Source organism: Naasia sp. SYSU D00057, assembly GCF_017916505.1.
Taxonomy (GTDB): domain Bacteria; phylum Actinomycetota; class Actinomycetes; order Actinomycetales; family Microbacteriaceae; genus Naasia.
In genome coordinates this window covers 1362083-1384704 of record NZ_JAFMSZ010000001.1, presented here as the reverse complement: position 1 = coordinate 1384704, position 22622 = coordinate 1362083, and the positions used below count along the sequence as shown (strand labels likewise).

The following is a 22622-nucleotide window of genomic DNA, read 5'->3' as shown; positions in this document are numbered from 1 at the left end:
GACAGGAAGCAGTCGCATGGCCACCCTCCTCTACCGCCTCGGCCGGTGGGCCTACACGCGTCCGTGGCGCGTGATCCTCGCGTGGGTCGTGCTCGTCGCCGGCATCGGCACCACGGCGGTGCTGTTCGGCGGGGAGACCGAGGAGTCCTACGCGATCCCCGGCACCGAGTCGCAGGAGGCGATCGACCGGCTCGCGGCCGTGTTCCCGCAGACGGCGGGCGCGAGCATCCAGATCGTGCAGCAGACGCCCGAGGGCGCGACCATCGAGGACGACTCGTACCGCTCCGCGGTGGAGCAGATGGCGAGCGACATCGGGACCGTCGAGGGAGTCGAGGCCGTCTCGACGCCGTACTCCGAGTTCGCGACGGATGCGATCTCGGACGACGGCCGCGTCGGCATCACCCAGGTGACTCTCGACTCGTCGTCGGAGGAGGTGAGCGAGGACACCATCGACGGCGTGCTCGCCACCGCGGGGTCCGCCCGGGACGCCGGACTCACCGTCGAGTTCAGCGGCCAGGTGTTCAACGAGACCGAGTTCGGGGTGACCATCACGGAGGCGTTCGGCGTGCTCTTCGCCGCCGTCGTGCTCGTGGTGGCGTTCGGCTCGCTCCTCGCCGCCGGCTTCCCGCTGCTCGGCGCGCTCGTCGGCGTCGGGATCTCGATCGCGGGCATCACCGCGATCGCCTCCGTCGCGTCGGTGTCGAGCACGGCGCCCATGCTCGCGCTGATGATCGGCCTCGCGGTCGGGATCGACTACTCGCTGTTCATCGTCTCGCGGCACCGGAACCAGCTCGCGACCGGCATGGAGCCGCGCGAGTCGGCGGCCTCCGCGATCGCCACGGCGGGCAGCGCGGTCGTCTTCGCAGGACTCACCGTGATCATCGCGCTCCTCGGCCTGCTCGTCGTCGGCATCCCGTTCCTCTCGGTGATGGGCGTCGCCGCGGCGGCCGCGGTGCTCGTCGCGGTCCTCATCGCCGTGACCCTCGTGCCGGCCCTGCTCGGCCTCGCGAAGCGCAGGCTCGAGCCGAAGCCGGGCTCGCGGGCATCCCGCCGCGCGCTGGCCGCCGCGCTCGACTCGGAGATCGCGGCGAAGCCGTCGTTCGGCATGCGGTGGGTCCGCCTGCTGCTGAAGGCGCCGATCGTGCCCGTGATCCTCGTGATCGGGCTGCTCGGCGCGCTCCTCGTGCCCGCGATGCAGCTGCAGCTGAGCCTGCCCGACAACGGCACGCAGCCGGAGGACACGACGCAGCGCAAGGCCTACGACATCGTCGCCGACTCCTTCGGCCCTGGCCGCAACGGCCCGCTCATCGTGCTCGTCGACATCACCCAGACGACCGAGGTGCTCGAGGACCTCGAGAGCATCCGCGGCGAGCTGGAGGACCTCGACGACGTTCGCGCGGTCGGCCCCGGCACACCCAACCCGTCCGTCGACACCGCGATCCTGCAGGTGATCCCGGAGAGCGCGCCCGACTCGCCGAGCACCACGGCGCTCGTCGAGGGGATCCGCGACCTCGCGCCCTCCATCGAGGAGGAGTACGGCACCCCGATCGCCGTCACCGGCACCACCGCCGTGATGATCGACATCTCCTCGACGCTCGGCCGCGCGCTCGTGCCGTTCGCCGCGATCGTGCTCGGGCTCTCCGTCCTGCTGCTGATGATGGTGTTCCGGTCGCTGTTCGTGCCGATCAAGGCGGCGCTCGGCTTCCTGCTCTCGATCATCGGCTCGTTCGGCGTGGTCGTCGGGGTGTTCCAGCTCGGCTTCTTCGCCGACGTGCTCGGCATCACGCCCGGTCCGATCCTCAGCTTCCTGCCGATCCTGCTCATCGCCGTACTCTTCGGCCTCGCCATGGACTACGAGGTGTTCCTCGTCAGCGGGATGCGCGAGACGTGGGTGCACACGCGCGATGCGCGGAAGGCGGTCGTCGTCGGCTTCGCCCACGCCGCCCGCGTCGTCACCGCGGCGGCGCTCATCATGTTCTTCGTCTTCGCGGCGTTCGTGCCCGAGGGGGCGCAGGCGATCAAGCCGATCGCGCTGGCGCTCGCCGTCGGCATCGCGTTCGACGCGTTCCTCGTCCGCATGACGCTCGTGCCCGCCGCCATGGCGCTCGCCGGCCGGGCCGCGTGGTACCTGCCGAAGTGGCTCGACCGCATCCTGCCGAACGTGGACATCGAGGGGGAGAGCCTCGGCGCCCACCGCGCCGGCCTCGAGTGGGCGCATGGCCGGGATGGCGCCGCGATCACCGCGGAGGAGTTCACCACGCCCGCCGAGGGGCCGCCCGTGTCGTTCGAGGTGCCGATCGGCGGGATCGGTGTCGTCGTCGGCGGCGCCCGCGAGCGGCGCGGCGCCCTCGCGGCCCTCGCCGGCCGCCTGCCCGTGACGGGCGGGCGCGCCCAGGTGCTCGGCCTCCCGCTGCCGAGCGACGCCGCCGCCGTGTCCCGGCGGGTCGCCTTCGTCGACGTGCAGCCGGTTCCGGGCCCCACCGCGGGAGAGCTGCTCACCGAGCGCCTGGTGATGGGCCGGCCTCCGTTCGGCTCCCGCCGCAAGTCCGGCCACATCGTGCTCGACCGCATGGCGCTCGCTCTGCAGGCGGAGGGCTTCCCGCCGGTCCGGCTCGCCGACCGCGCGTCGGCGCTGTCCGCCGAGCAGCGGGCCGCCCTCGCCCTTGCACTGGGCCTCGCCTCCGGCGCCGAGGTGATCGTCGTCGACCTCGGCGAGCTCGAGGGCCGGCACCTGGAGACGGCCCTTCGCCTCGCCGATGCGATCGTCCTCCCGGAGACCACCGTCCTGCTCGGCGCAGCCACCGAGCCACAGCCCGAGACCCGCGGGGGACGCCCCCTCGTGGTCGCCGCCCTCGCCCGAAAGGCGGTCCTGTCGTGACCTCCCTCGCCTCCCGGCGCTCCCTCCGGGTGCTCGCCGTCCTGGTGCTCCTCGCGGTACCGCTCGCGGTGGTGGGCCTGTTCGCCGGCGCCCTCTCCCAGGTGGGCTCCGACGACGGCCGCGTGCCGGCCGCCATCGTCAACGAGGACGAGATGATCGAGCAGACCGCCGAGGACGGCACCACGACGCCGGTGCTCGCGGGACGCCTGCTCGTCACCGAGCTCACCGGCGACGGCGACCGGGCGGCCGGCTTCGACTGGCGGCTGACGAACGCGGCCGAGGCCGAGGACGCGCTGTCCCGCGGCGAGGTCTACGCCGTGCTCACGATCCCGTCCGACTTCTCCGCGGCGGTGACGTCCCTCTCCACTCCCGACCCGGTGCGCGGCACCATCTCGGTCCGCACCGACGACGCCCACGGCTACCTCGTCGGCCCCATCACCGACGCCATCGGCGACGGGCTCGCCGCCGCCTTCGGCACGCAGATCTCGGAGCAGTTCATCTCGGGGCTCGTCGGCGGCACCGGGCAGTTCAAGGACGCGTTCACCACGGCGGCCGAGGCGGCCGCGCAGGTCGCCGACGGATCGCGGGGGCTCTCGGACGGCGTCAGCGCCCTCCGCGACGGCGCGACCGCGACGCAGCAGGGTGCGGCGGCGCTCGCCGACGGCGTCGCCTCGTACACCGGCGGGGTGTCGGCGCTGAGCACCGGCATCAGCCGGCTCCGCGATCAGACGGCGGGGCTGCAGCAGCTTCCGCGCGGGGTGACGGACTACACGAACGGGATCCGCCAGCTCTCCGAGGCGCTCGCCGTGGTGTCCGCGGGGATCGCCGTGCAGGCGGCGGCTCCGCCCGCCGCGCCCGTCCCGCCCGCCCCGCCGACCGACCCTGCTGCGCCGCCCGCCCCGCCGGCGCCGCCGGCGATCGATCCGGCGCTCGTGCAGCAGCTGCAGGAGATCTCCGCCAACCTGACGGCCGCGGCGGATCGCGGCCCCGCCCTCGTCACCGGTGCCCAGGGCGCCGCGGCCGCCCAGAGCGGCATCGCCACGGTGGCGAGCGGGGCGTCCACCCTCGCGGCCAACGGCGGCGGCCTCGCGGGCGCGGCCGGCTCACTCCGGGACGGTCTCGGGCAGCTCGTGACGGGCCTGCAGGCCTCGGCGACCGGAGCGTCGACGCTCGCGACGGGCACGGCGGACCTCTCCACCGCGCTCAGCGAGGGCGCGAACCAGGTTCCTGCGTACACCGACGAGCAGGCGGAGCAGGTGGCCGACGTGGCCTCGTCGCCGATCGCGCTCGAGGTCGCGCGCGCCCACCGGGTCGACGACGTGCCGGCCATCGCGTCGACCCTGCTCGTCCCCGGTGGCCTGTGGGTCGGCGCATTCGCGGCGTTCCTCGCACTCGGGCTGTTCAGCCGGCGCATCCTCGCCTCGACCGCGTCCAACCTCCGGATCACGAGCTACGCCCTCGTGCGCGCGGGCGCGATCGTGCTCGCGCAGGCCGTGCTCCTCATCGCGCTGCTGCACGGGCTGCTCGGCGTGCCGTGGTCGTCGGTGCCCGCGACCCTGCCGTTCGCGGTGCTGTTCGCCCTCACGGTCACCTGCATCCACGCGTTCCTGACCGCCGCCTTCGGCCGGTGGGGGCTCGTCCTGTCCCTTCTCCTGCTCGCGCTGCAGCTGACCGCGACCGGCGGGCTCTATCCGATCGAGGTGCTCCCGGCGCCGTTCCAGGCGATCAGCCCGTACCTGCCGATCACCCAGGCGCTCGACGGACTGCAGTCGATCGTCACGGGCGCCGGCCCGGCGCCGGTCATCTCGGCGGCGCTGGGCCTCGCCGCGTGGGCTGTCGGAACCGCCGCACTCACCGTGTTCGCGGTGTCGCGGAAGCGGTCCGCGCGCTACCTCGGCCTCACCGCGCCGGCGCCCGCCCCCGCCCCGACGCACGCGCACGTCGCCGTGTGATCGACGGCCCCCGAGCCGCCCTGTCGAACCGTGCGGGGGTCAGGCCGCGGTGCGCTCCGGCTCCACCGGGACCGCGGTGTGGCGGCGCGCGAACTCGAGGGTGGAGCGCAGCAGCTCGCGGCGCTCGTCCTCGTCGCGGACGCGGCGCGTGTTGACCTCGGCCACGATCTGGCCGTCCCAGCCCGTCGCCGCGAGCTGGGCGAGCGTCTCCGCGATCGGCTGGCTCCCCGAACCCGGCGGGAGGTGCTCGTCGAACGGCGTGCCCTCCTCGGAGTGCGCCCGGCCGTCGCAGAGGTGGATATGACGAAGCCGCGAGCCGAAGCGGGTCGCGAGCTGGAGGCCGTCCTGACCGGACAGGGCCGCGTGGGAGAAGTCGAGGGTGAGGGCGTCGCAGTCGAAGCCGGTCGGATCCCAGTGCGGGGCGTAGGCGGTGAGAGTGCGGCCGCGCACCTTCCACGGGAACATGTTCTCCACCGCGATGGTGGTGGCGTACTCGGCCGACGTCGCAGCGATGAGGTCGAGGAAGTGCTCCGCGTAGGAGTGCTGCCAGCGGAACGGCGGATGCACGACCACCGTGGGTGCACCGACGGCGCGCGCCAGCTCCGCGGATCGCTCCAGCTTCACGCGCGGATCCCGTCCCCACACGAACTGGGTGAGGAGCAGCACGGGGGCGTGGATCGAGAGGATGGGCAGCTCGTAGCGGTCGGACAGCTCGATCAGAGCCGCCGGGTCCTGGGTCCGCGGGTCGCGGGTGACCATCACCTCGAGGCCGTCGAAGCCCGCCTCCTTCGCCATGGCGAACGAGCGCTCGGGACTCCACGGGTAGACGCACGTCGTGCTCATGCCGATCCGGATCATCGGATCGAGCGTACGTCGGGCGCCTGCCCGTACCCTCGGACGGATGGACGGCTCTTCGGCAACCTTCAGCAAGCGCTCACGCTCCCTGCAGGCTGCCGCCGCCGAGGTCGCCGGACTGGAGTGGCTGCGCGCCGCGGAGGCCGCGGGGGGCGCCCGAGTGGTGCGCGTCCTGCGGCTGGAGGGGGAGGAGATCGAGCTCGAGCACCTCGCCGGCGCCCCGGCAACCGGACAGGCCGCGCGGCGGTTCGGGGCGGCCCTCGCTCGCACGCACGACGCGGGCGCCGCGGGGTTCGGCGCTCCACCGGACGGGTTCGACGGACCCTGCTTCCTGGGGCGGCAGGAGCTCCCCACCTCGCCGGGCGCCCGCGCGTGGGGCTCCTTCTTCGCCCGCGACCGGGTGCTCTTCTACCTCGACCGGGCGGAGCAGCGGGGCAACGTGTCCGCCGACGAGGCGCGGATCGTGCGTCGGGCGGGCGAGCGGATCGCCGCGGGGCAGTTCGACGACGACGACGCCCCGGCCCGCCTCCACGGCGACCTGTGGAACGGCAACGTGATGTGGACTCCGGACGGAGTCGTGCTCATCGACCCGGCCGCCCACGGCGGGCACCGCGAGACCGACCTCGCGATGCTCGACCTGTTCGGCTGCCCCGCCCTCGACGAGGTGCTCGCCGGCTACGAGGAGGAGCACCCGCTCCGGCCGGGCTGGAAGGAGCGGGTGCCCGTCCACCAGCTGCACCCGCTCGCGGTGCACGCCGCCTCGCACGGCCGGTCCTATGCCGCGCCGCTCGTGCGGGCGGCCCAGGCCGTGCTCGCGCTGCCCTGAGCGTCGGGAAGGGCGGCAACCCGACCCGGTAGAATCGGGTCGTGCCGTTCGATTACTGATCGATCACCGCACGCGACGACCACTGGCCGCCGAACGTACGGAGGAGACATGCTTCTCCTCCTCGCCGCGTTCGGGCTCGCGGCCCTCCTCGTCCCGGTCCTCACGCCCCGTCTCGGTCCGCGCGTCTTCTACGTCGCGCTGCTGCCCGCACTCGCGGCCGTCGTGCACGCTGTCGCCGTCGCCCCCGCCGTGTTCGCCGGGGGAGTCGAGGAGCGGGTGCCCTGGGTGCCTGCACTCGGGCTCACGCTCGACACGCGCCTCGACCCGCTGTCGTGGACGCTCGCGCTGCTCGTCGGCGGGGTGGGCGCGCTCGTCCTCTTCTACTGCCGGCGCTACTTCTCCGCCGACGAGCCGGGGCTCGGCCCGTTCGCCGGCTACCTCACCGCGTTCGCCGGATCGATGTACGGCCTCGTCGTGGCGGACGACGTCTACCTGCTCTACGTCTTCTGGGAGCTGACCACCGTCTTCTCCTACCTGCTCATCGGGCACTACGCGGGCCGCCGGGCGAGCCGCGGCTCGGCCCTTCAGGCCCTGCTCGTCACCACGTTCGGCGGGCTCGCGATGCTCGCGGGATTCGTGATCCTCGCGAACCAGGCCGGCACGACGAGCCTCAGCGAGCTCGCCACCCGGCCGCCCGAAGGGGCCGCGGGGACCACCGCCGCCGCGCTCGTCGTCGCGGGCATCGTGTCGAAGTCGGCGATCGTGCCGCTGCATTTCTGGCTGCCCGGTGCGATGGCGGCTCCGACCCCGGTGAGCGCCTACCTGCACGCCGCCGCGATGGTGAAGGCGGGGATCTACCTCGCCGCGCGGTTCGCCCCCGGCTTCACCGAGGTCCCCGGCTGGCGGGAGTCGCTCGTGGTGCTCGGCCTCGTCACCATGGTGGTGGGCGGCTGGCGGGCGCTCCGCGAGACGGACCTGAAGCTCGTGCTCGCCTACGGCACGGTCGCCCAGCTCGGCTTCCTCACCACCACGATCGGGTTCGGCACGCGCGACGCGCTGCTCGCCGGCCTCGCGCTGCTCGTCGCCCACGCGCTGTTCAAGTCGGCGCTGTTCCTCCTCGTCGGCATCGTCGACCACGAGACCGGCACCCGCGACCTGCGGAAGCTGTCCGGCCTCGGCCGGGCCGCGCCGGCGCTCGCCGTCGTGGCCGTCGCGGCGGCCGCGTCCATGGCGGGCCTGCCGCCCTTCGCCGGCTTCGTCGCCAAGGAGGGCGTGCTCGGGGCGATGCTGCACGCGGGCGAGGAGGGCGACGCACTCGGCTGGGTCGCGCTCGCCGGCGTGACCCTCGGCTCCGCGCTCACCGCGGCGTACGCGGCCCGCGTCATCTGGGGCGGCTTCGCGCGCAAGCCCGAGGTGCCGCCGATGGGTGCCGTGCACGTCGCGCCGACCTTCCTGCTCGCCCCGGCCCTGCTCGCCGCGGCGGGCCTCGTCGGCGGCCTCGCCCCGTCGCTGCTCGACGCGGTGCTCGCGCCGGCCGCCGACGTCCTGCCCGCCGAGGGGGAGCCGGCGCACCTGTCGCTGTGGCACGGGTTCGAGCTGCCCCTCCTGCTGTCGGCCGTGACGATCGGGATCGGCGCCGGTGCCTTCCTCGCCCGCGATCGCATCGCGCGGCTCCAGGCCCGCACCGCGCTCCGCCGCTCGGCCACCGACGCCTACCGCTCCACCCTGAGCGGGATCGACCGCGTCGCCGCGCGCACGACCACGCTCGTCCAGCGCGGATCGCTGCCCTACTACCTCGCCGTCATCCTCGTCGTGTTCGCCGTCGCGGTCACCGCGGCCCTCGTCCGACTCGGTCCGGATTTGCCCGAGGTGCGGCTCTGGGACGAGCCCGGCCAGCTCGCCGTCGGGATCGTTATCGCGGTCGCCGCCATCGCGGGCGCGGTCGCCGGCAAGAGGTTCCAGGCGGTCGTCCTCGTGGGCGTCACCGGCTTCGGCATGGCGCTGCTGTTCGCGAACTTCGGCGCCCCGGACCTCGCGCTCACGCAGGCGCTCGTCGAGCTCGTCACCCTCGTCGCGTTCGTCCTCGTCCTGCGTAGGCTGCCGGCCCGCCTCGGCACGAAGCACGGGTCCTCGTTCCAGCTCGGCCGCGCGCTGCTCGGGGTCGTCGTCGCGCTCATCATGTCGGCGGTCGCCCTCGTCGCCCTCGCCGCTCGGACCGGGGTGCCGATCTCCGTCGAGTTCCCGCGGCTCGCGGTCGACGGCGGCCACGGCATCAACATCGTCAACGTGACGCTCGTCGACATCCGCGGCTGGGACACGATGGGGGAGCTCAGCGTGCTCATCGTGGCCGCCACCGGCGTCGCGAGTCTCGTCTTCCTTTCCAGTCGCAGCGACCGGATGCCCGAGTTCGCGCGGCGCTCGGGCCGCTCGCTCATGCGCGGCCGCGCCGGGCGCTCCACCTCCGACGAGGACCGCGGCTCGTGGCTGCTCGCGGGCCGCACGCTCGCCCCGCGGAACCGCTCGATCCTGCTCGAGGTCGTCGTCCGGCTCGCCTTCCCGGCGCTCATCGTCGTGTCGCTGTACCTGCTGCTCGCCGGGCACAACGCGCCGGGCGGCGGATTCGCAGGTGGCCTCGTCGCGGGCCTCGCGCTCGTCGCGCGCTACCTGGCGGCCGGGCGCATCGAGCTGGCGGCGGCGGCACCCGTCAGCGCCGGCGCGCTGCTCGGCAGCGGCCTGCTCTTCGCGACCGGCGCGGCGCTCGTGCCCCTGTTCCTCGGTGTCGACGCGCTCACCTCGACCTACCTCGACCTCGACCTCGGCTGGTTCGGATCCGTCACCTTCGTGACGTCGACCATCTTCGACCTCGGCGTGTACCTCGTCGTGATCGGCCTCGTCCTCGACGTGCTGAGAAGCCTTGGCGCCGAGGTCGACCGGCAGGAGGAGGAGGGCGACGAGCCCTCCGTCGCGGCACAGGTCGAAGCGGGCGAGCATCGCCTCGCGGGAACGGGAGGTCCTCGATGACCGCGTCCCTCGTGCTCGTCGGCGTGATGGCCGTCCTCTACGCCTGCGGCGTCTACCTGCTGCTCGAGAAGAGCATGACGCGCGTCATCCTCGGCGTGCTCCTGCTCGGGAACGCGACGAACCTGCTCCTGCTCATCATGTCCGGCCCGTCCGGCGCCGCCCCGATCGTCGACGGTGAGGAGGCGCTGCCGTACTCGGACCCGGTGCCGCAGGCGCTCATCCTCACCGCCATCGTCATCACCTTCGCCGTGTCGGCGTTCCTGCTCGCGCTCGTCTATCGCTCCTGGCGGCTGGCGAAGGAGGACGAGGTGCAGCTCGACGACGAGGACGTCGCCATCGGCACGCGCGAGACGCAGCCCGCCGAGGCGCCGGACCGCGGCGAGCCCGACTCGTCGCTCGGTGACGCGCTCGACGACGAGGCCGAGGCGAGCGCGGCCGATCCCGCGCTCGCGGACGAGAGGGACCGATGAACCTGCCCCTCCTCCTCGTGCCGCTCGTCGTGCTGCTCCCGCTCATCGGGGCGGCCGCGGCGCTCCTCGCGGGGCGCCGGCCGCACCTGCAGATCGCGATCACGAGCACAGTGCTCTCGGTCGTCCTCGTCATCGGCGTCGTGCTGCTGCTCGTGGTCGACGCGACCGGCCCGCTCGTGATGGAGGTCGGCGGGTGGCAGGCCCCGTTCGGGATCGTGCTCGTCGTCGACCGGCTCGCGGCCCTCATGGTGTCGGTGTCGGCCGCCGTGCTCCTCGCGGTCCTCGTGTTCGCGGTCGGGCAGGGCCTCGCCGACAACGACGCCGACACGCCGCTCTCGATCTACCACCCGAGCTACCTCGTGCTGTCGGCCGGCGTCATGAACGCGTTCGTCGCGGGCGACCTGTTCAACCTCTACGTCGGCTTCGAGATCCTGCTGGTGGCCAGCTACGTCCTGCTCACGCTCGGCGGCACCGAGGCCCGCATCCGCGCCGGCACGACCTACATCGTGGTGAGCCTGCTGTCCTCGCTGCTGTTCCTCGCCGCGATCGCGATGATCTACGGCGCCACCGGAACCGTCAACATGGCGCAGATCTCCGATCGGATCGCCGACCTGCCCGCCGAGCTGCAGACGCTGCTGCACGTGCTGCTGCTCCTCGCCTTCGGCATCAAGGCGGCCGTCTTCCCGCTCTCCTTCTGGCTGCCGGACTCCTATCCGACAGCGCCGGCACCCGTCACGGCGGTGTTCGCCGGCCTGCTGACCAAGGTCGGCATCTACGCGATCATCCGCACGGAGACGATCCTCTTCCCGACCCCGGAGCTCAACGAGCCGCTGCTGATCGTCGCGCTGCTGACGATGGTGGTCGGCATCCTCGGCGCCATCGCGCAGGCCGACATCAAGCGCATGCTGTCGTTCACGCTCGTCAGCCACATCGGCTACATGGTGCTCGGCGTCGGGCTCGGAACGGCCGCGGGAGTCGCCGCGGCCATCTTCTACACGGTGCACCACATCATCGTGCAGACGACCCTGTTCCTCTCCACGGGGCTCGTGGAGCGGGTCGGCGGCACCACATCGGTCAGCCGCCTCGGCGGGCTGCTGTCGGCGTCGCCCCTCGTCGGCGTGCTGTTCCTCGTGCCGGCGCTCAACCTCGGGGGCATCCCGCCGTTCTCCGGGTTCGTCGGCAAGCTGGGCCTCCTCGAGGGCGCGGCGGCCGTCGGCACACCGCTCGCGCTCGTGCTCCTCGGTGTCGCCGTCGCGGTGTCCCTGCTCACGCTCTACCCCCTCGCGCGCACGTGGAACCTCGCGTTCTGGCGGCCCGCGAAGGAGGTGCCCGAGTACCGCTCGGCGCTCACGGCGGAGCTGCAGGACAACCCGTACGAAATCGCGACCGTGCAGACCCGATCGCTCTCGAAGCTCATGGTGGGCGCAACCGTCGGGATGGTCGCCGTGAGCCTCGGCCTCACCGTGCTGGCCGGGCCGCTGTACTCGCTGGCCCAGCGCGCCGGCGCCGACCTGCAGGGCACCGAGCGCTACATCGCCGCCGTGCTCGGGGGAGCCCCGTGAGCGGCGTCCGGCACGGCCGCCGCGGGGAGGGGATCCGCACGGGACACCAGCTGCTCCTCCTCGGCGGGCTCGTCCTGTTCTGGCTGCTGCTCTGGGGCTCCTTCACCCCGATGGACGTGCTCGCCGGGATCGGCGTCGCGCTGCTCGCGACCCGCATCTTCGAGCTGCCGCCCGTCCAGCTGACGGGCCGGCTGCACCCGGGCTGGCTGCTCGCGTACCTGGTCCGCTTCGCCGGCGAGGTGGTCGCCGGATCGGTGCAGGTCGCGGCGTACGCGCTCGACCCGCGGCGCCAGCCGGGCACCGCCATCGTCGAAGTCAAGCTCGTCACCCGCTCAGACCTCATCATCACCCTCGTCGCGGTGACCCTGTCGCTCGTTCCCGGGTCCCTCGTCATCGAGGTGGACCGGGCCCGCTCGACGCTGTTCCTGCACGCGCTCGGCGTCTCGGATGCGGCCGCTGTCGACCGGGTGCGCCAGAGGAGCCTCGACACGGAGCGCCGACTCCTGCGGGCGATCGGCTCGCACAGCGAGTACCGGAAGGTGAGCCGATGACCCTGGTCGACATCCTGCACCTGATCGCCGGGGTGCTGTTCGCGGGAGCGGCGTTCCTCGTCCTCCTCCGGATCCTGCGCGGCCCGTCGATCATCGATCGGATGGTCAGCTCCGACGTGCTCGTGACACTCGTGATGCTGGCGCTCATCGCCGACATGGTCGCGAACCACCACACGCGGTCGATACCGCTGGTGCTCGCCCTGGCCGGGACGGCGGTGCTCGGCGCCATCGCGGTCGCACGCTACGTGTCGAAGCACGACCGCCGGTCGGACGGTGAGCGCGGGGCGCTCCAGCATGCGCCACGAGGAAGGGACTGACGTGAGCGACGACTGGGCCGACCTCGTCTCCGCCGGGCTGCTGCTCCTCGCGGCCGTGCTGTCGCTCGCCGCCGGTATCGGGCTCCTCCGCTTCCCCGACGCGCTCAGCCGGATGCACGCCGCGACGAAGCCGCAGATCCTCGGGATGGTCGCGGCGCTGGCCGCGCTCGTGCTCTCCTCCGGGTCGTGGACGACACTGCTCGTCGTCCTTCCGATCCTGGCGCTCCATCTCCTCACCACCCCGATGGCGGCGCACATGCTGGGGCGCGCCGGCTACCGCGTCGGCCATCTGCGCGACGACCTGCTCGTCCGCGACGAGCTCGAGGACGACATCCAGCGCGCTCAGCGGGCGGGGGAGAACCCGAGAGGGAGGCGTCCAGGCCGCGGTCGGTAGACTTCCGGTGCCGTTTCCCGAGCAGATCGGATCGACCATCAGCAGCGCAGCCTCCCGGACGTTCAACTTCGTCGTCGTCTCCAACCGGCTCCCCGTCGATCGGGTGGAGCGGGGCGACGGAGGCGCATGGCAGCACTCGCCGGGCGGCCTCGTGACCGCCCTCGAGCCCGTGATGAGCAGCAACGACGGGGCCTGGGTGGGCTGGCCCGGCATCGCCGACCGCGACTTCGAGTCCTTCGAGAGCGACGGCGCGTGGCTCGTGCCGATCAGGCTCTCCGAGCAGGAGGTCGCGGAGTACTACGAGGGCTTCTCCAACGACACCCTCTGGCCGCTGTACCACGACGTCATCGCGCAGCCGAGCTACCACCGCGAGTGGTGGGAGAGCTACGTCGAGGTGAACCGGCGCTTCGCCGAGGCCGCCGCATCCGTCGCCGCCGAGAAGGCGACCGTATGGGTGCAGGACTACCAGCTGCAGCTCGTCCCCGCGATGCTCCGCGAGCTGCGCGACGACCTCACCATCGGCTTCTTCAACCACATCCCCTTCCCGGCATACGGCATCTACTCGCAGCTGCCGTGGCGGCGCCAGATCGTCGAGGGCCTGCTCGGCGCCGACGTGATCGGCTTCCAGCGCAACGCGGACGCCGGCAACTTCGCGCGCGCCGTCCGCCGCATCCTCGGCTACTCGGCGAAGGGCACGATCATCGAGGTGCCCGAGACGGACGACGAGGGCCGCGCCCGGGTGCGCACCGTCATCGCGCGGCACTTCCCGATCTCGATCGACGCGAGCGGCTACGAGAAGCTCGCGAACGACCCGGGCGTGCAGGAGCGAGCGCGGCAGATCCGGCACGAGCTCGGCGACCCGAAGTTCGTCATGCTCGGCGTCGACCGCCTCGACTACACGAAGGGCATCGGCCACCGCATCAAGGCCTTCGGCGAGCTGCTCGCCGAGGGGCGCCTCTCCGGAGAGGACGCGATCCTCGTGCAGGTGGCGAGTCCGAGCCGGGAGCGGGTCGAGACGTACCGTCAGCTGCGCGACGAGATCGAGCTCGCCGTCGGCCGCATCAACGGCGACTACAGCACGATCGGCCACCAGGCGATCAGCTACCTGCACCACAGCTATCCGCGCGAGGAGATGGTGGCGCTGTTCCTCGCCGCCGACGTCATGCTCGTCACCGCGCTGCGCGACGGGATGAACCTCGTCGCCAAGGAGTACGTCGCGAGCCGCGTCGACGAGGACGGCGTGCTCGTCCTCAGCGAGTTCGCGGGCGCCGCCGACGAGCTGAAGAGCGCGCTGCTCATCAACCCGCACGACATCGACGGACTGAAGGACGCGATCATGACCGCCGTCCGGATGCCGAAGCGGGATCGGGCGATGCGGATGCGCGCCCTGCGCCGCAGGGTCATCGAGCACGACGTCGCGCGCTGGTCGAACACCTTCCTCGAGGTGCTCGGGCGCACCCAGCCCGCGGACGCGCCCGCCGTCGCCACGACCGACGAGTGAGCCGATGAGCTCCCTCGACTCCCGCGCCGGCCAGGACGGGCCCTGGCTGCCCGCCGCACTGCGCGACGCCCTCGCCGACCTCGCACGGACCGAGCGGCTGCTCGTCGCCCTCGACTTCGACGGCACGCTCGCGCCGGTCGTCGACGACCCGGCGAAGGCCCGCGCCCTGCCCGGCAACCGGGCGGCGGTGCGCCGCCTGTCCGAGCTGCCGGCCACGCGCGTGGCCCTCGTGTCCGGGCGTGCCCTCGACAGCCTCGAGGAGGTGTCGGGCGCGGGCGACGAGACGCTGCTCGTCGGCTCGCACGGGGTCGAGCTGCGGCTCGACTCCCCGGACGACGTGTTCACGCTCGACGAGGACGAGCAGGCGCGGCTCGGCCTGCTCGGCGACGTGCTCGACCAGGTCGCCGACAACCTCGACGAGGTGTGGGTGGAGGCGAAGCCGGCGGGCTTCGCGCTGCACACCCGGATGGCGACCGACAAGGACAGCCGCGTCGCGCACCTGGTCGCCCTGTCGGAGACGCGCGCCGAGATCAACGACCTCACCGTCCGGCGGGGCAAGGACGTGCTCGAGTTCTCGGTCCGCTCGACGACGAAGGGCGAGGCGGTGGAGCACCTCCGCCGCTACACGCACTCCACGGCCGTCTTCTACGCGGGCGACGACGTCACCGACGAGGACGCATTCGAGGCGCTTGGCCCCGCCGACCTGGGCGTCAAGATCGGCCCCGGCACCACGGTCGCCGACCACCGCGTGGCGGGCCCCGACGAGGTCGCCGAGGTCCTGACCCTCCTCGCCGACCTCCGCAGCGCGTGGGCGGAGCGCACCCCCGCCTCCAACTGACGCCCGGCCTCGGGTCCGCCGAGTTGCCACTTTCCGCCCCTATCCGGCTGCGATAGGGGCGGGAATCGGCAACTCGCGAAGGGAGATGGGGTCGCGGAAGGGGGAACCTCCCCGGTACCGTCGCGTCCGTTCCCAGGACCCGCGCGACGGAGGGAGGGCCGGTGACGGAGCTGACCGCCGAGGCGTTCCTGGAGCGGCTGCAGGCCTTCCGATCGGACGAGGAGCGCGAGAAGATCCGGCGGCGGCTCCCGCACGCCGCGATCCTCGGCGTGCGGATGAAGCACACGTTCGACCTCGCGAAGGAGTTCGAGCGGATGCCGCTCGACGAGGTCGAGCGACTGCTCGAGAGTGAGTACTACGAGGCTCGCATCGGGGCGGTGAGCGTCCTCGACTTCAGGGCACGCCGGCCGCGGATCACCGACGACGAGCGGCGCGAGCTCTGCGAGCTCTACCTCCGGCGGCACGACCGCATCGACACCTGGGACCTCGTCGATCGGGCCGCCCCGCGCGTCGTCGGCTGGTACCTCCTCGACAAATCGCGAGCCCCGCTGTTCGAGCTCGCGGCGTCCTCGAATCCGATCGCGCGTCGAACCGCGATCACGGCCGCGTTCTGGCTCATCCGGAGCAAGGATCTCGACGACCCGCTCGAGCTCGCCCGGATCCTCGTGGACGACCCCGAGGAGGTCGTGAACACGTCGGTCGGCGTCGCCCTCCGCGAGGTCGGTGAGGTGGATCGCGCCCGCCTGCTCGCCTTCCTCGAGGAGCACCGCGCGGACATGCCGCGCGTGACCCTTCGCGGCGCGATCGAGCACCTCCCGCCCGACGAGCGCACGCGTCTCCTCGCCCGCTGACGCGGGCGTACCCCTCGGCCGAATTGCCACTTTCCGCCCCCAAGACACGCAAATGGGGCCGGAAAGTGGCAACTCGCGCGGGGGTGTGGACGGGCGGCGCGAGGAGCCGCGCCGGGCGGCATCCTTCCCGCCATGCCACGACGGACGACGCCGCTGCCGGAGCGCTTCTCCGGGGCCTTCCGGGTCAAGGACGCCCAGGCTCAAGGACTGGGGGAGAAGCGCCTGCGGGGGCCGGACCTCGCGGCGCCGTTCCCGGGAGTCCGTATCGCCGGCCCTGTCGGCTCCTCTGTCCTCGAGCGATGCCGTGTCTACGCGGAGCTCATGGCACCGGGACAGTTCTTCAGCCATCGGACGGCGGCACGCATCCACGGCATGCCCGTGCCGGGCGCTGAGAAGGACGAGCCGCTCCACGTGACGGTGTTCCAGCCGGACCGCGCTCCCCGGGTGGCAGGGATCGTCGGTCACCACACCCACGTCGAAAACATCGCGGTGGTCGTCGTCGACGGTCTCTTCGTCACGTCTCCGGCGCACACGCTCCTGCAGCTGGCGGGCGACCTCACGGTCGAGCAGCTCGTCGTCGCGGGGGACGCCCTGGTCGGCGGCCGGTCGCCGCGATGCTCGGTCGATGAGCTCAAGGCCCTCGTTCCGCGAGCCGGGGGACGCAGGGGCATCACGACTCTGCGGGAGGCGCTGCCGCTGATCCGGGTCGGCTCCGAGTCGCCGCAGGAGACCCGGCTCCGGCTCCTCCTGCACGCGGCGCGACTGCCAGAGCCCGAGCTCAACGTCGACATCCTCGACCGGTTCGGCCGCTTCGTCGCCCGAGGCGACCTCGTGTACCGGAAGTATCGCGTCGTCGTCGAGTACGACGGCGACCAGCACCGCACGGATCAGCGCCAGTACACCCGCGACGTCGAGCGCCTCGAGGAGCTCGCCGCCGAGGACTGGCGCGTCATCCGGGTCCTCGCCGAGCACATGAGGAACCCCGCCGGCGTGGTCTCCCGCGTCCGCGCCGCCCTCGCCGCCTCCTCCTGACTCCCGAGTTGCCACTTTCCGCCCACAAGCGGCGGAATAGGGACGGAAAGTGGCAACTCGGGAGCACAGCGGGAGCGGGCGGGGCGACGCGCCCGGGAGGGTACCCTCTTTACGTGTCCGAAACGAAGCAGGGCGAGCCCGACATCAAGCCGCGCAGCAGGATCGTCACGGACGGCATCGAGGCCATGACCTCGCGCGGGATGCTCCGCGCCGTGGGCATGGGCGATGCCGACTGGGACAAGCCGCAGATCGGCATCGCGAGCTCGTGGAACGAGATCACGCCGTGCAACCTCTCGCTCGACCGCCTCGCGCAGGCGGCGAAGGAGGGCGTGCACTCGGGCGGCGGGTATCCGCTGCAGTTCGGCACGATCAGCGTCTCCGACGGCATCTCGATGGGCCACGAGGGGATGCACTTCTCGCTCGTCTCCCGTGAGGTCATCGCCGACAGCGTCGAGACCGTCATGCAGGCCGAGCGCCTCGACGGAACCGTGCTGCTCGCGGGCTGCGACAAGAGCCTCCCCGGCATGCTGATGGCCGCCGCGCGCCTCGACCTCGCCGCCGTCTTCGTCTACGCCGGCTCGATCGCGCCCGGCTGGGTGCGCCTGTCGGACGGCACCGAGAAGAACATCACGATCATCGACTCCTTCGAGGCGGTCGGCGCGGTGAAGGCCGGCACCATGAGCGAGGCCGACGCCAAGGCGATCGAGTGCAACTTCGCGCCCGGTGAGGGCGCCTGCGGCGGCATGTACACCGCGAACACGATGGCGTCCGTCGCCGAGGCCCTCGGCATGAGCCTCCCCGGCTCCGCGTCGCCGCCCTCCGCGAACCGCCGCCGCGACTACTACGCGCACCGCAGCGGCGAGGCCGTCGTCGGGATGCTCGAGAAGGGCATCACCGCCCGCGACATCCTCACCAAGGAGGCGTTCGAGAACGCGATCGCGGTCGGCATGGCGCTCGGCGGCTCGACCAACATCGTCCTGCACCTGCTCGCCATCGCGCACGAGGCCGAGGTCGAGCTCACCCTCGACGACTTCAACCGCATCGGCTCGAAGGTGCCGCACATCGGCGACCTCAAGCCCTTCGGCAAGTACGTGATGAACGACGTCGACCGCCTCGGCGGCCTGCCCGTCCTCATGAAGGCGCTGCTCGAGGCCGGCCTCATGCACGGCGACGTGATGACCGTCACCGGCAAGACCCTCGCCGAGAACCTCGAGGAGATGGACATCGCGCCCCTCGACGGCGAGGTGCTCCGCACGCTCGACAACCCCATCCACGAGACCGGCGGCCTCACGATCCTCAGCGGCTCGATGGCCCCCGAGGGCGCCGTGGTGAAGACCGCGGGCTTCGACGCCGAGGTCTTCGAGGGCCCCGCGAAGGTGTTCGAGCGCGAGCGCGCCGCCATGGATGCCCTCACGAACGGCGAGATCAAGCACGGCGACGTGGTGGTCATCCGCTACGAGGGACCCAAGGGCGGACCCGGCATGCGCGAGATGCTCGCCATCACCGCCGCCATCAAGGGCGCAGGACTCGGCCGCGATGTTCTATTGTTGACGGACGGCAGATTCTCAGGCGGCACAACCGGCCTGTGCATCGGCCACATAGCACCCGAAGCGGTGGACGCTGGTCCCATCGCCTTCGTGCGCGATGGTGATCTGATACGGGTCGATATCGCCGCTCGCTCGATCGACCTACTTGTCGACCCGGCTGAGCTCGAAGCCAGGGCCGAGAACTGGGCCCCGCTCCCTCCGCGCTACACCCGTGGCGTCCTCGCGAAGTACTCCAAGCTCGTCCGGTCGGCAGCGACGGGCGCAGTCACCGGGTAGTTCGCGGGCGCCTTCCGCACCTGATGTCCCTGTGAGGATCCGATACCCATGCCTGCGTCCCCTGCACCGACGCCGACCGCGCCCAAGCACGCCGCCCCGAGCGACGCGCCCGAGGTCCTGACCGGGGCCGAAGCCGTCGTCCGCACCCTCGAGCTCCTCGGGGTGACGGACGTCTTCGGCCTGCCCGGCGGCGCGATCCTGCCCGTCTACGACCCCCTGATGGACACGTCGAAGATCCGGCACATCCTCGTCCGCCACGAGCAGGGCGCCGGCCACGCGGCCGAGGGCTACGCGAGTGCGTCGGGGAGGACCGGCGTCGCGATCGCCACCTCCGGCCCGGGCGCGACGAACCTCGTCACCGCGATCGCCGACGCTCACATGGACTCCGTGCCGATGCTCGCGATCACCGGCCAGGTGTTCTCGACCCTGATGGGCACGGACGCCTTCCAGGAGGCCGACATCGTCGGCATCACCATGCCGATCACGAAGCACAGCTTCCTTGTGAAGGACGCGGCCGAGATCCCCTCGACGATCGCGGCGGCCTACCACATCGCCTCCACCGGCCGGCCGGGCCCCGTGCTCGTCGACATCACCAAGGACGCGCAGCAGAACACCGCGCCGTTCATCTGGCCGCCGAAGCTCGACCTGCCGGGCTACCGCCCCGTCACGAAGGCGCACGGCAAGCAGATCGTCGCGGCCGCCCAGCTGATCGCCGAGGCCAAGAAGCCGGTCCTCTACGTCGGCGGCGGGATCATCCGCTCCCAGGCGTCCGAGGAGCTGAAGGCCCTCGCCGAGGCGACCGGCGCCCCCGTCGTCACCACGCTGATGGCGCGCGGCGCCTTCCCCGACTCGCACCCGCAGCACCTCGGCATGCCGGGTATGCACGGCACCGTCCCCGCGGTCCTCTCCCTGCAGGAGGCGGACCTCGTCGTATCGCTCGGCGCCCGCTTCGACGACCGCGTGACCGGCAAGGCCGCGCTCTTCGCGCCCAAGGCGAAGATCGTGCACGTCGACATCGACCCGGCCGAGATCTCGAAGATCCGCGTCGCCGACGTGCCGATCGTGGGCGACCTGAAGGACGTGCTCGTCGACCTCCTCGGCGCGTTCACCGACGCGTCCGGCGGCGACAAGCCCGACTACTCGAACTGGTGGAGCTACCTCGACGGGCTGCGCGCCGAGTTCCCGCTCGGCTACACGGCCACGACCGACGGCCTGCTCTCCCCGCAGCACGTGATCCAGCGGATCGGCGAGCTGACAGGGCCGGAGGCCGTGTACGCGGCGGGCGTCGGCCAGCACCAGATGTGGGCGGCCCAGTTCATCAAGTACGAGCGGCCCAACTCGTGGCTCAACTCGGGCGGCGCCGGCACGATGGGCTACTCCGTCCCGGCCGCGATGGGCGCCAAGGTGTCCCAGCCCGACCGAGTGGTGTGGGCGATCGACGGCGACGGCTGCTTCCAGATGACCAACCAGGAGCTCGCCACCTGCGTCATCAACAACATCCCGATCAAGGTCGCCGTCATCAACAACAGCTCGCTCGGCATGGTGCGCCAGTGGCAGACGCTGTTCTACAACGGCCGCTACTCGAACACCGACCTCAACACCGGCCACCAGACCATGCGGGTGCCGGACTTCGTGAAGCTCGCGGAGGCGTACGGCTGCCTCGGCATCCGGGTGGAGCGCGAGGACCAGGTGGACGAGGCGATCAAGCTCGCCCTCGAGACGAACGACCGACCGGTCGTCATCGACTTCGTGGTGAGCGCCGACGCGATGGTGTGGCCGATGGTGCCGCAGGGCGTGTCCAACAGTTACGTCCAGTACGCGCGCGACCACGCGCCGAGCTGGGACAACGACATGGCGGAGACCGGCCGCAACACCGAGGACGACGCCCCCAGCCTGCGCACCGTGATCGGGGGCAACGAATGAGCCACGTGCTCTCGATGCTCGTCGAGGACAAGCCGGGCCTCCTCACGCGCGTGGCGGGCCTCTTCGCCCGCCGGGGCTTCAACATCGAGTCCCTCGCGGTCGGCCCGACCGAGATCTCGGGCCTGTCCCGGATCACGGTCGTCGTCGACGTCGAGGATCTGCCGCTCGAGCAGGTGACGAAGCAGCTCAACAAGCTGATCAACGTCATCAAGATCGTCGAGCTCGACCCGATCCAGTCCGTCCAGCGCGAGCACATGCTCATCAAGGTGCGGGCGGACGGGACCACGCGGTCCCAGATCCTCGAGGCCGTGAACCTGTTCCGCGCGAAGGTCGTCGACGTGGCGACCGACGCGCTCGTCATCGAGGTGACCGGCGACACGACCAAGACGCAGGCGCTGCTCCGCGTGCTCGAGCCGTTCGGCATCCGCGAGCTCGCCCAGTCCGGCCTGCTCGCGATGGGCCGCGGCCCGAAGAGCATCACCGAGCGCGTCGCGGTCGCCAAGAGCTGACCCCCTCCGCCCACTCGCAGACTCAGTCCCACAGAGAAGGAACACGCACAGAATGACCGACATCTACTACGACAAGGACGCCGACCTCGCGCTCATCCAGGGCAAGAAGGTCGCCGTCATCGGCTACGGATCGCAGGGCCACGCCCACGCGCTCAACCTCCGCGACTCCGGCGTCGAGGTCGTCGTCGGCCTGAAGGAGGGCTCGGCGAGCCGCAGCAAGGCCGAGGACCAGGGCTTCCGCGTCGAGACCCCGTCCGCCGCCGCCTCGTGGGCCGATGTCATCGTCATCCTCGCGCCCGACCAGGTGCAGCGCCACCTGTACGCCGAGGACATCGAGCCCAACCTCGCCGAGGGCAAGGCGCTCGTGTTCGGCCACGGCTTCAACATCCGCTTCGGCTACATCCAGGCGCCGGAGAGCGTCGACGTCCTGATGGTCGCCCCCAAGGGCCCCGGCCACACCGTCCGCCGCGAGTACGAGGCCGGCCGCGGCGTGCCCGTCATCGTCGCCGTCGAGAACGACGCGAGCGGCCAGGCCTGGGACCTCGCCCTCTCCTACGCGAAGGGCATCGGCGGCCTCCGCGCCGGCGGCATCAAGACCACCTTCACCGAGGAGACCGAGACCGACCTGTTCGGCGAGCAGGCCGTGCTCTGCGGCGGCGTCTCGCAGCTCGTCCAGTACGGCTTCGAGACCCTCACCGAGGCCGGCTACCAGCCGCAGGTCGCCTACTTCGAGGTGCTGCACGAGCTGAAGCTGATCGTCGACCTCATGTGGGAGGGCGGCATCGCGAAGCAGCGCTGGAGCGTCTCCGACACCGCCGAGTACGGCGACTACGTCTCCGGCCCGCGCGTCATCGACCCGCACGTCAAGGAGAACATGAAGGCCGTCCTCGCCGACATCCAGAACGGCGCGTTCGCCAAGCGCTTCATCGACGACCAGGACGCGGGCGCGCCCGAGTTCAAGGCGCTCCGCGAGAAGGGCGCCCAGCACCCGATCGAGGCGACCGGCAAGGAGCTGCGCGCTCTCTTCGCCTGGAAGCAGACCGACGCCGACTACACCGAGGGCAGCGCTGCGCGCTGACCTCGGTGCAGTCCCGACGCTGTGCCTGATGGTTCGGATGCGCGAGCGCATCCGGAACCGCGAGGGCAGCGCTGCGCGCTGACCCGCTCCTCGGTGATTGAGGAGCCGGCCGCGGGCCGGCGTCTCGAAATCACGCACCGTGTCTCGAGACCCGGCCCGCGATGTGGCCTGGTCCGAGGACAAGGTCGCCTGGTTTCGAGACGCGGCTGCGCCGCTCCTCAACCACCGGACTGCACCGGGA

General features: G+C 71.9%; 18 protein-coding genes. 17 read left to right on the top strand and 1 reads right to left on the bottom strand.

All coding sequences use genetic code 11. From position 1 onward, the window contains the following. The first annotated feature begins 16 nt into the window (after positions 1 to 16). Both J3P36_RS06595 and J3P36_RS16745 read left to right on the top strand, forming a co-directional pair. Positions 17 to 2878: an MMPL family transporter gene (locus J3P36_RS06595; RefSeq protein WP_210506402.1), complete on the top strand. Its 2862-nt coding sequence runs from the start codon at positions 17 to 19 to the stop codon at positions 2876 to 2878. After that, positions 2875 to 4830 (top strand): YhgE/Pip domain-containing protein, encoded by a 1956-nt coding sequence (locus J3P36_RS16745; protein ID WP_210506401.1) that lies wholly within the window; start codon positions 2875 to 2877, stop codon positions 4828 to 4830. Before J3P36_RS06595 ends, J3P36_RS16745 begins: the two co-directional genes overlap by 4 nt. Before the next feature lie 39 nt (positions 4831 to 4869). On the opposite strand, the gene J3P36_RS06585 is transcribed toward J3P36_RS16745, so the two are convergent. Continuing rightward, complete coding sequence (locus J3P36_RS06585; RefSeq protein WP_210506400.1) at positions 4870 to 5688, bottom strand: sugar phosphate isomerase/epimerase; 819 nt, start codon at positions 5686 to 5688, stop codon at positions 4870 to 4872. Positions 5689 to 5731: 43 nt separating this feature from the next. Here J3P36_RS06585 and J3P36_RS06580 point away from each other — a divergent pair, with 43 nt between their 5' ends. The 15 genes from J3P36_RS06580 to ilvC all read left to right on the top strand — a co-directional run bounded on the left by J3P36_RS06580 (position 5732) and on the right by ilvC (position 22381). After that, positions 5732 to 6511 carry a fructosamine kinase family protein gene (locus J3P36_RS06580; RefSeq protein ID WP_210506399.1) on the top strand — a complete coding sequence of 260 codons (780 nt, stop codon included), beginning with the start codon at positions 5732 to 5734 and terminating at the stop codon, positions 6509 to 6511. 108 nt (positions 6512 to 6619) lie between these two features. Continuing rightward, a complete protein-coding gene (locus tag J3P36_RS06575) occupies positions 6620 to 9532 on the top strand; it encodes a Na+/H+ antiporter subunit A (protein WP_210506398.1) in 2913 nt (970 codons plus the stop codon). Beyond that, positions 9529 to 10002, top strand: coding sequence for a Na(+)/H(+) antiporter subunit C (locus tag J3P36_RS06570; protein ID WP_210506397.1), 474 nt, complete (start codon positions 9529 to 9531; stop codon positions 10000 to 10002). The genes J3P36_RS06575 and J3P36_RS06570 overlap by 4 nt, the downstream gene beginning before the upstream one ends. Continuing rightward, the gene (locus J3P36_RS06565) at positions 9999 to 11564 is read left to right on the top strand and encodes a Na+/H+ antiporter subunit D (RefSeq protein ID WP_210506396.1); all 1566 of its coding nucleotides are present in this window, start codon (positions 9999 to 10001) and stop codon (positions 11562 to 11564) included. The genes J3P36_RS06570 and J3P36_RS06565 overlap by 4 nt, the downstream gene beginning before the upstream one ends. Beyond that, positions 11561 to 12115 (top strand): Na+/H+ antiporter subunit E, encoded by a 555-nt coding sequence (locus tag J3P36_RS06560; protein ID WP_210506395.1) that lies wholly within the window; start codon positions 11561 to 11563, stop codon positions 12113 to 12115. The genes J3P36_RS06565 and J3P36_RS06560 overlap by 4 nt, the downstream gene beginning before the upstream one ends. Next, entirely contained in the window at positions 12112 to 12432 is a 321-nt protein-coding gene (locus tag J3P36_RS06555) for a monovalent cation/H+ antiporter complex subunit F (protein WP_210506394.1), read from the top strand. Before J3P36_RS06560 ends, J3P36_RS06555 begins: the two co-directional genes overlap by 4 nt. 1 nt (position 12433) lies before the next feature. Continuing rightward, the gene (gene mnhG / locus J3P36_RS06550; protein ID WP_307806972.1) at positions 12434 to 12826 is read left to right on the top strand and encodes a monovalent cation/H(+) antiporter subunit G; all 393 of its coding nucleotides are present in this window, start codon (positions 12434 to 12436) and stop codon (positions 12824 to 12826) included. Between the two features lie 7 nt (positions 12827 to 12833). Further along, entirely contained in the window at positions 12834 to 14327 is a 1494-nt protein-coding gene (otsA, locus tag J3P36_RS06545; protein ID WP_210506392.1) for an alpha,alpha-trehalose-phosphate synthase (UDP-forming), read from the top strand. A gap of 4 nt (positions 14328 to 14331) precedes the next feature. Beyond that, positions 14332 to 15165, top strand: a complete 834-nt coding sequence (otsB, locus tag J3P36_RS06540) for a trehalose-phosphatase (RefSeq protein WP_210506391.1) — start codon at positions 14332 to 14334, stop codon at positions 15163 to 15165. A gap of 161 nt (positions 15166 to 15326) precedes the next feature. Further along, on the top strand, positions 15327 to 16016 hold the full coding sequence (locus J3P36_RS06535) for a DNA alkylation repair protein (RefSeq protein WP_210506390.1): 690 nt from the start codon (positions 15327 to 15329) through the stop codon (positions 16014 to 16016). A 321-nt stretch (positions 16017 to 16337) separates the two neighbouring features. Then, positions 16338 to 17048: an endonuclease domain-containing protein gene (locus J3P36_RS06530; RefSeq protein ID WP_210506389.1), complete on the top strand. Its 711-nt coding sequence runs from the start codon at positions 16338 to 16340 to the stop codon at positions 17046 to 17048. 113 nt (positions 17049 to 17161) lie between these two features. Beyond that, positions 17162 to 18871, top strand: a complete 1710-nt coding sequence (gene ilvD / locus J3P36_RS06525; protein ID WP_307806971.1) for a dihydroxy-acid dehydratase — start codon at positions 17162 to 17164, stop codon at positions 18869 to 18871. Between the two features lie 48 nt (positions 18872 to 18919). Then, entirely contained in the window at positions 18920 to 20794 is a 1875-nt protein-coding gene (locus tag J3P36_RS06520) for an acetolactate synthase large subunit (RefSeq protein WP_210506388.1), read from the top strand. Then, positions 20791 to 21303, top strand: a complete 513-nt coding sequence (ilvN, locus tag J3P36_RS06515; RefSeq protein ID WP_210506387.1) for an acetolactate synthase small subunit — start codon at positions 20791 to 20793, stop codon at positions 21301 to 21303. The genes J3P36_RS06520 and ilvN overlap by 4 nt, the downstream gene beginning before the upstream one ends. 52 nt (positions 21304 to 21355) lie before the next feature. Next, positions 21356 to 22381, top strand: coding sequence for a ketol-acid reductoisomerase (gene ilvC / locus J3P36_RS06510; protein ID WP_210506386.1), 1026 nt, complete (start codon positions 21356 to 21358; stop codon positions 22379 to 22381). Positions 22382 to 22622 lie beyond the last annotated feature (241 nt).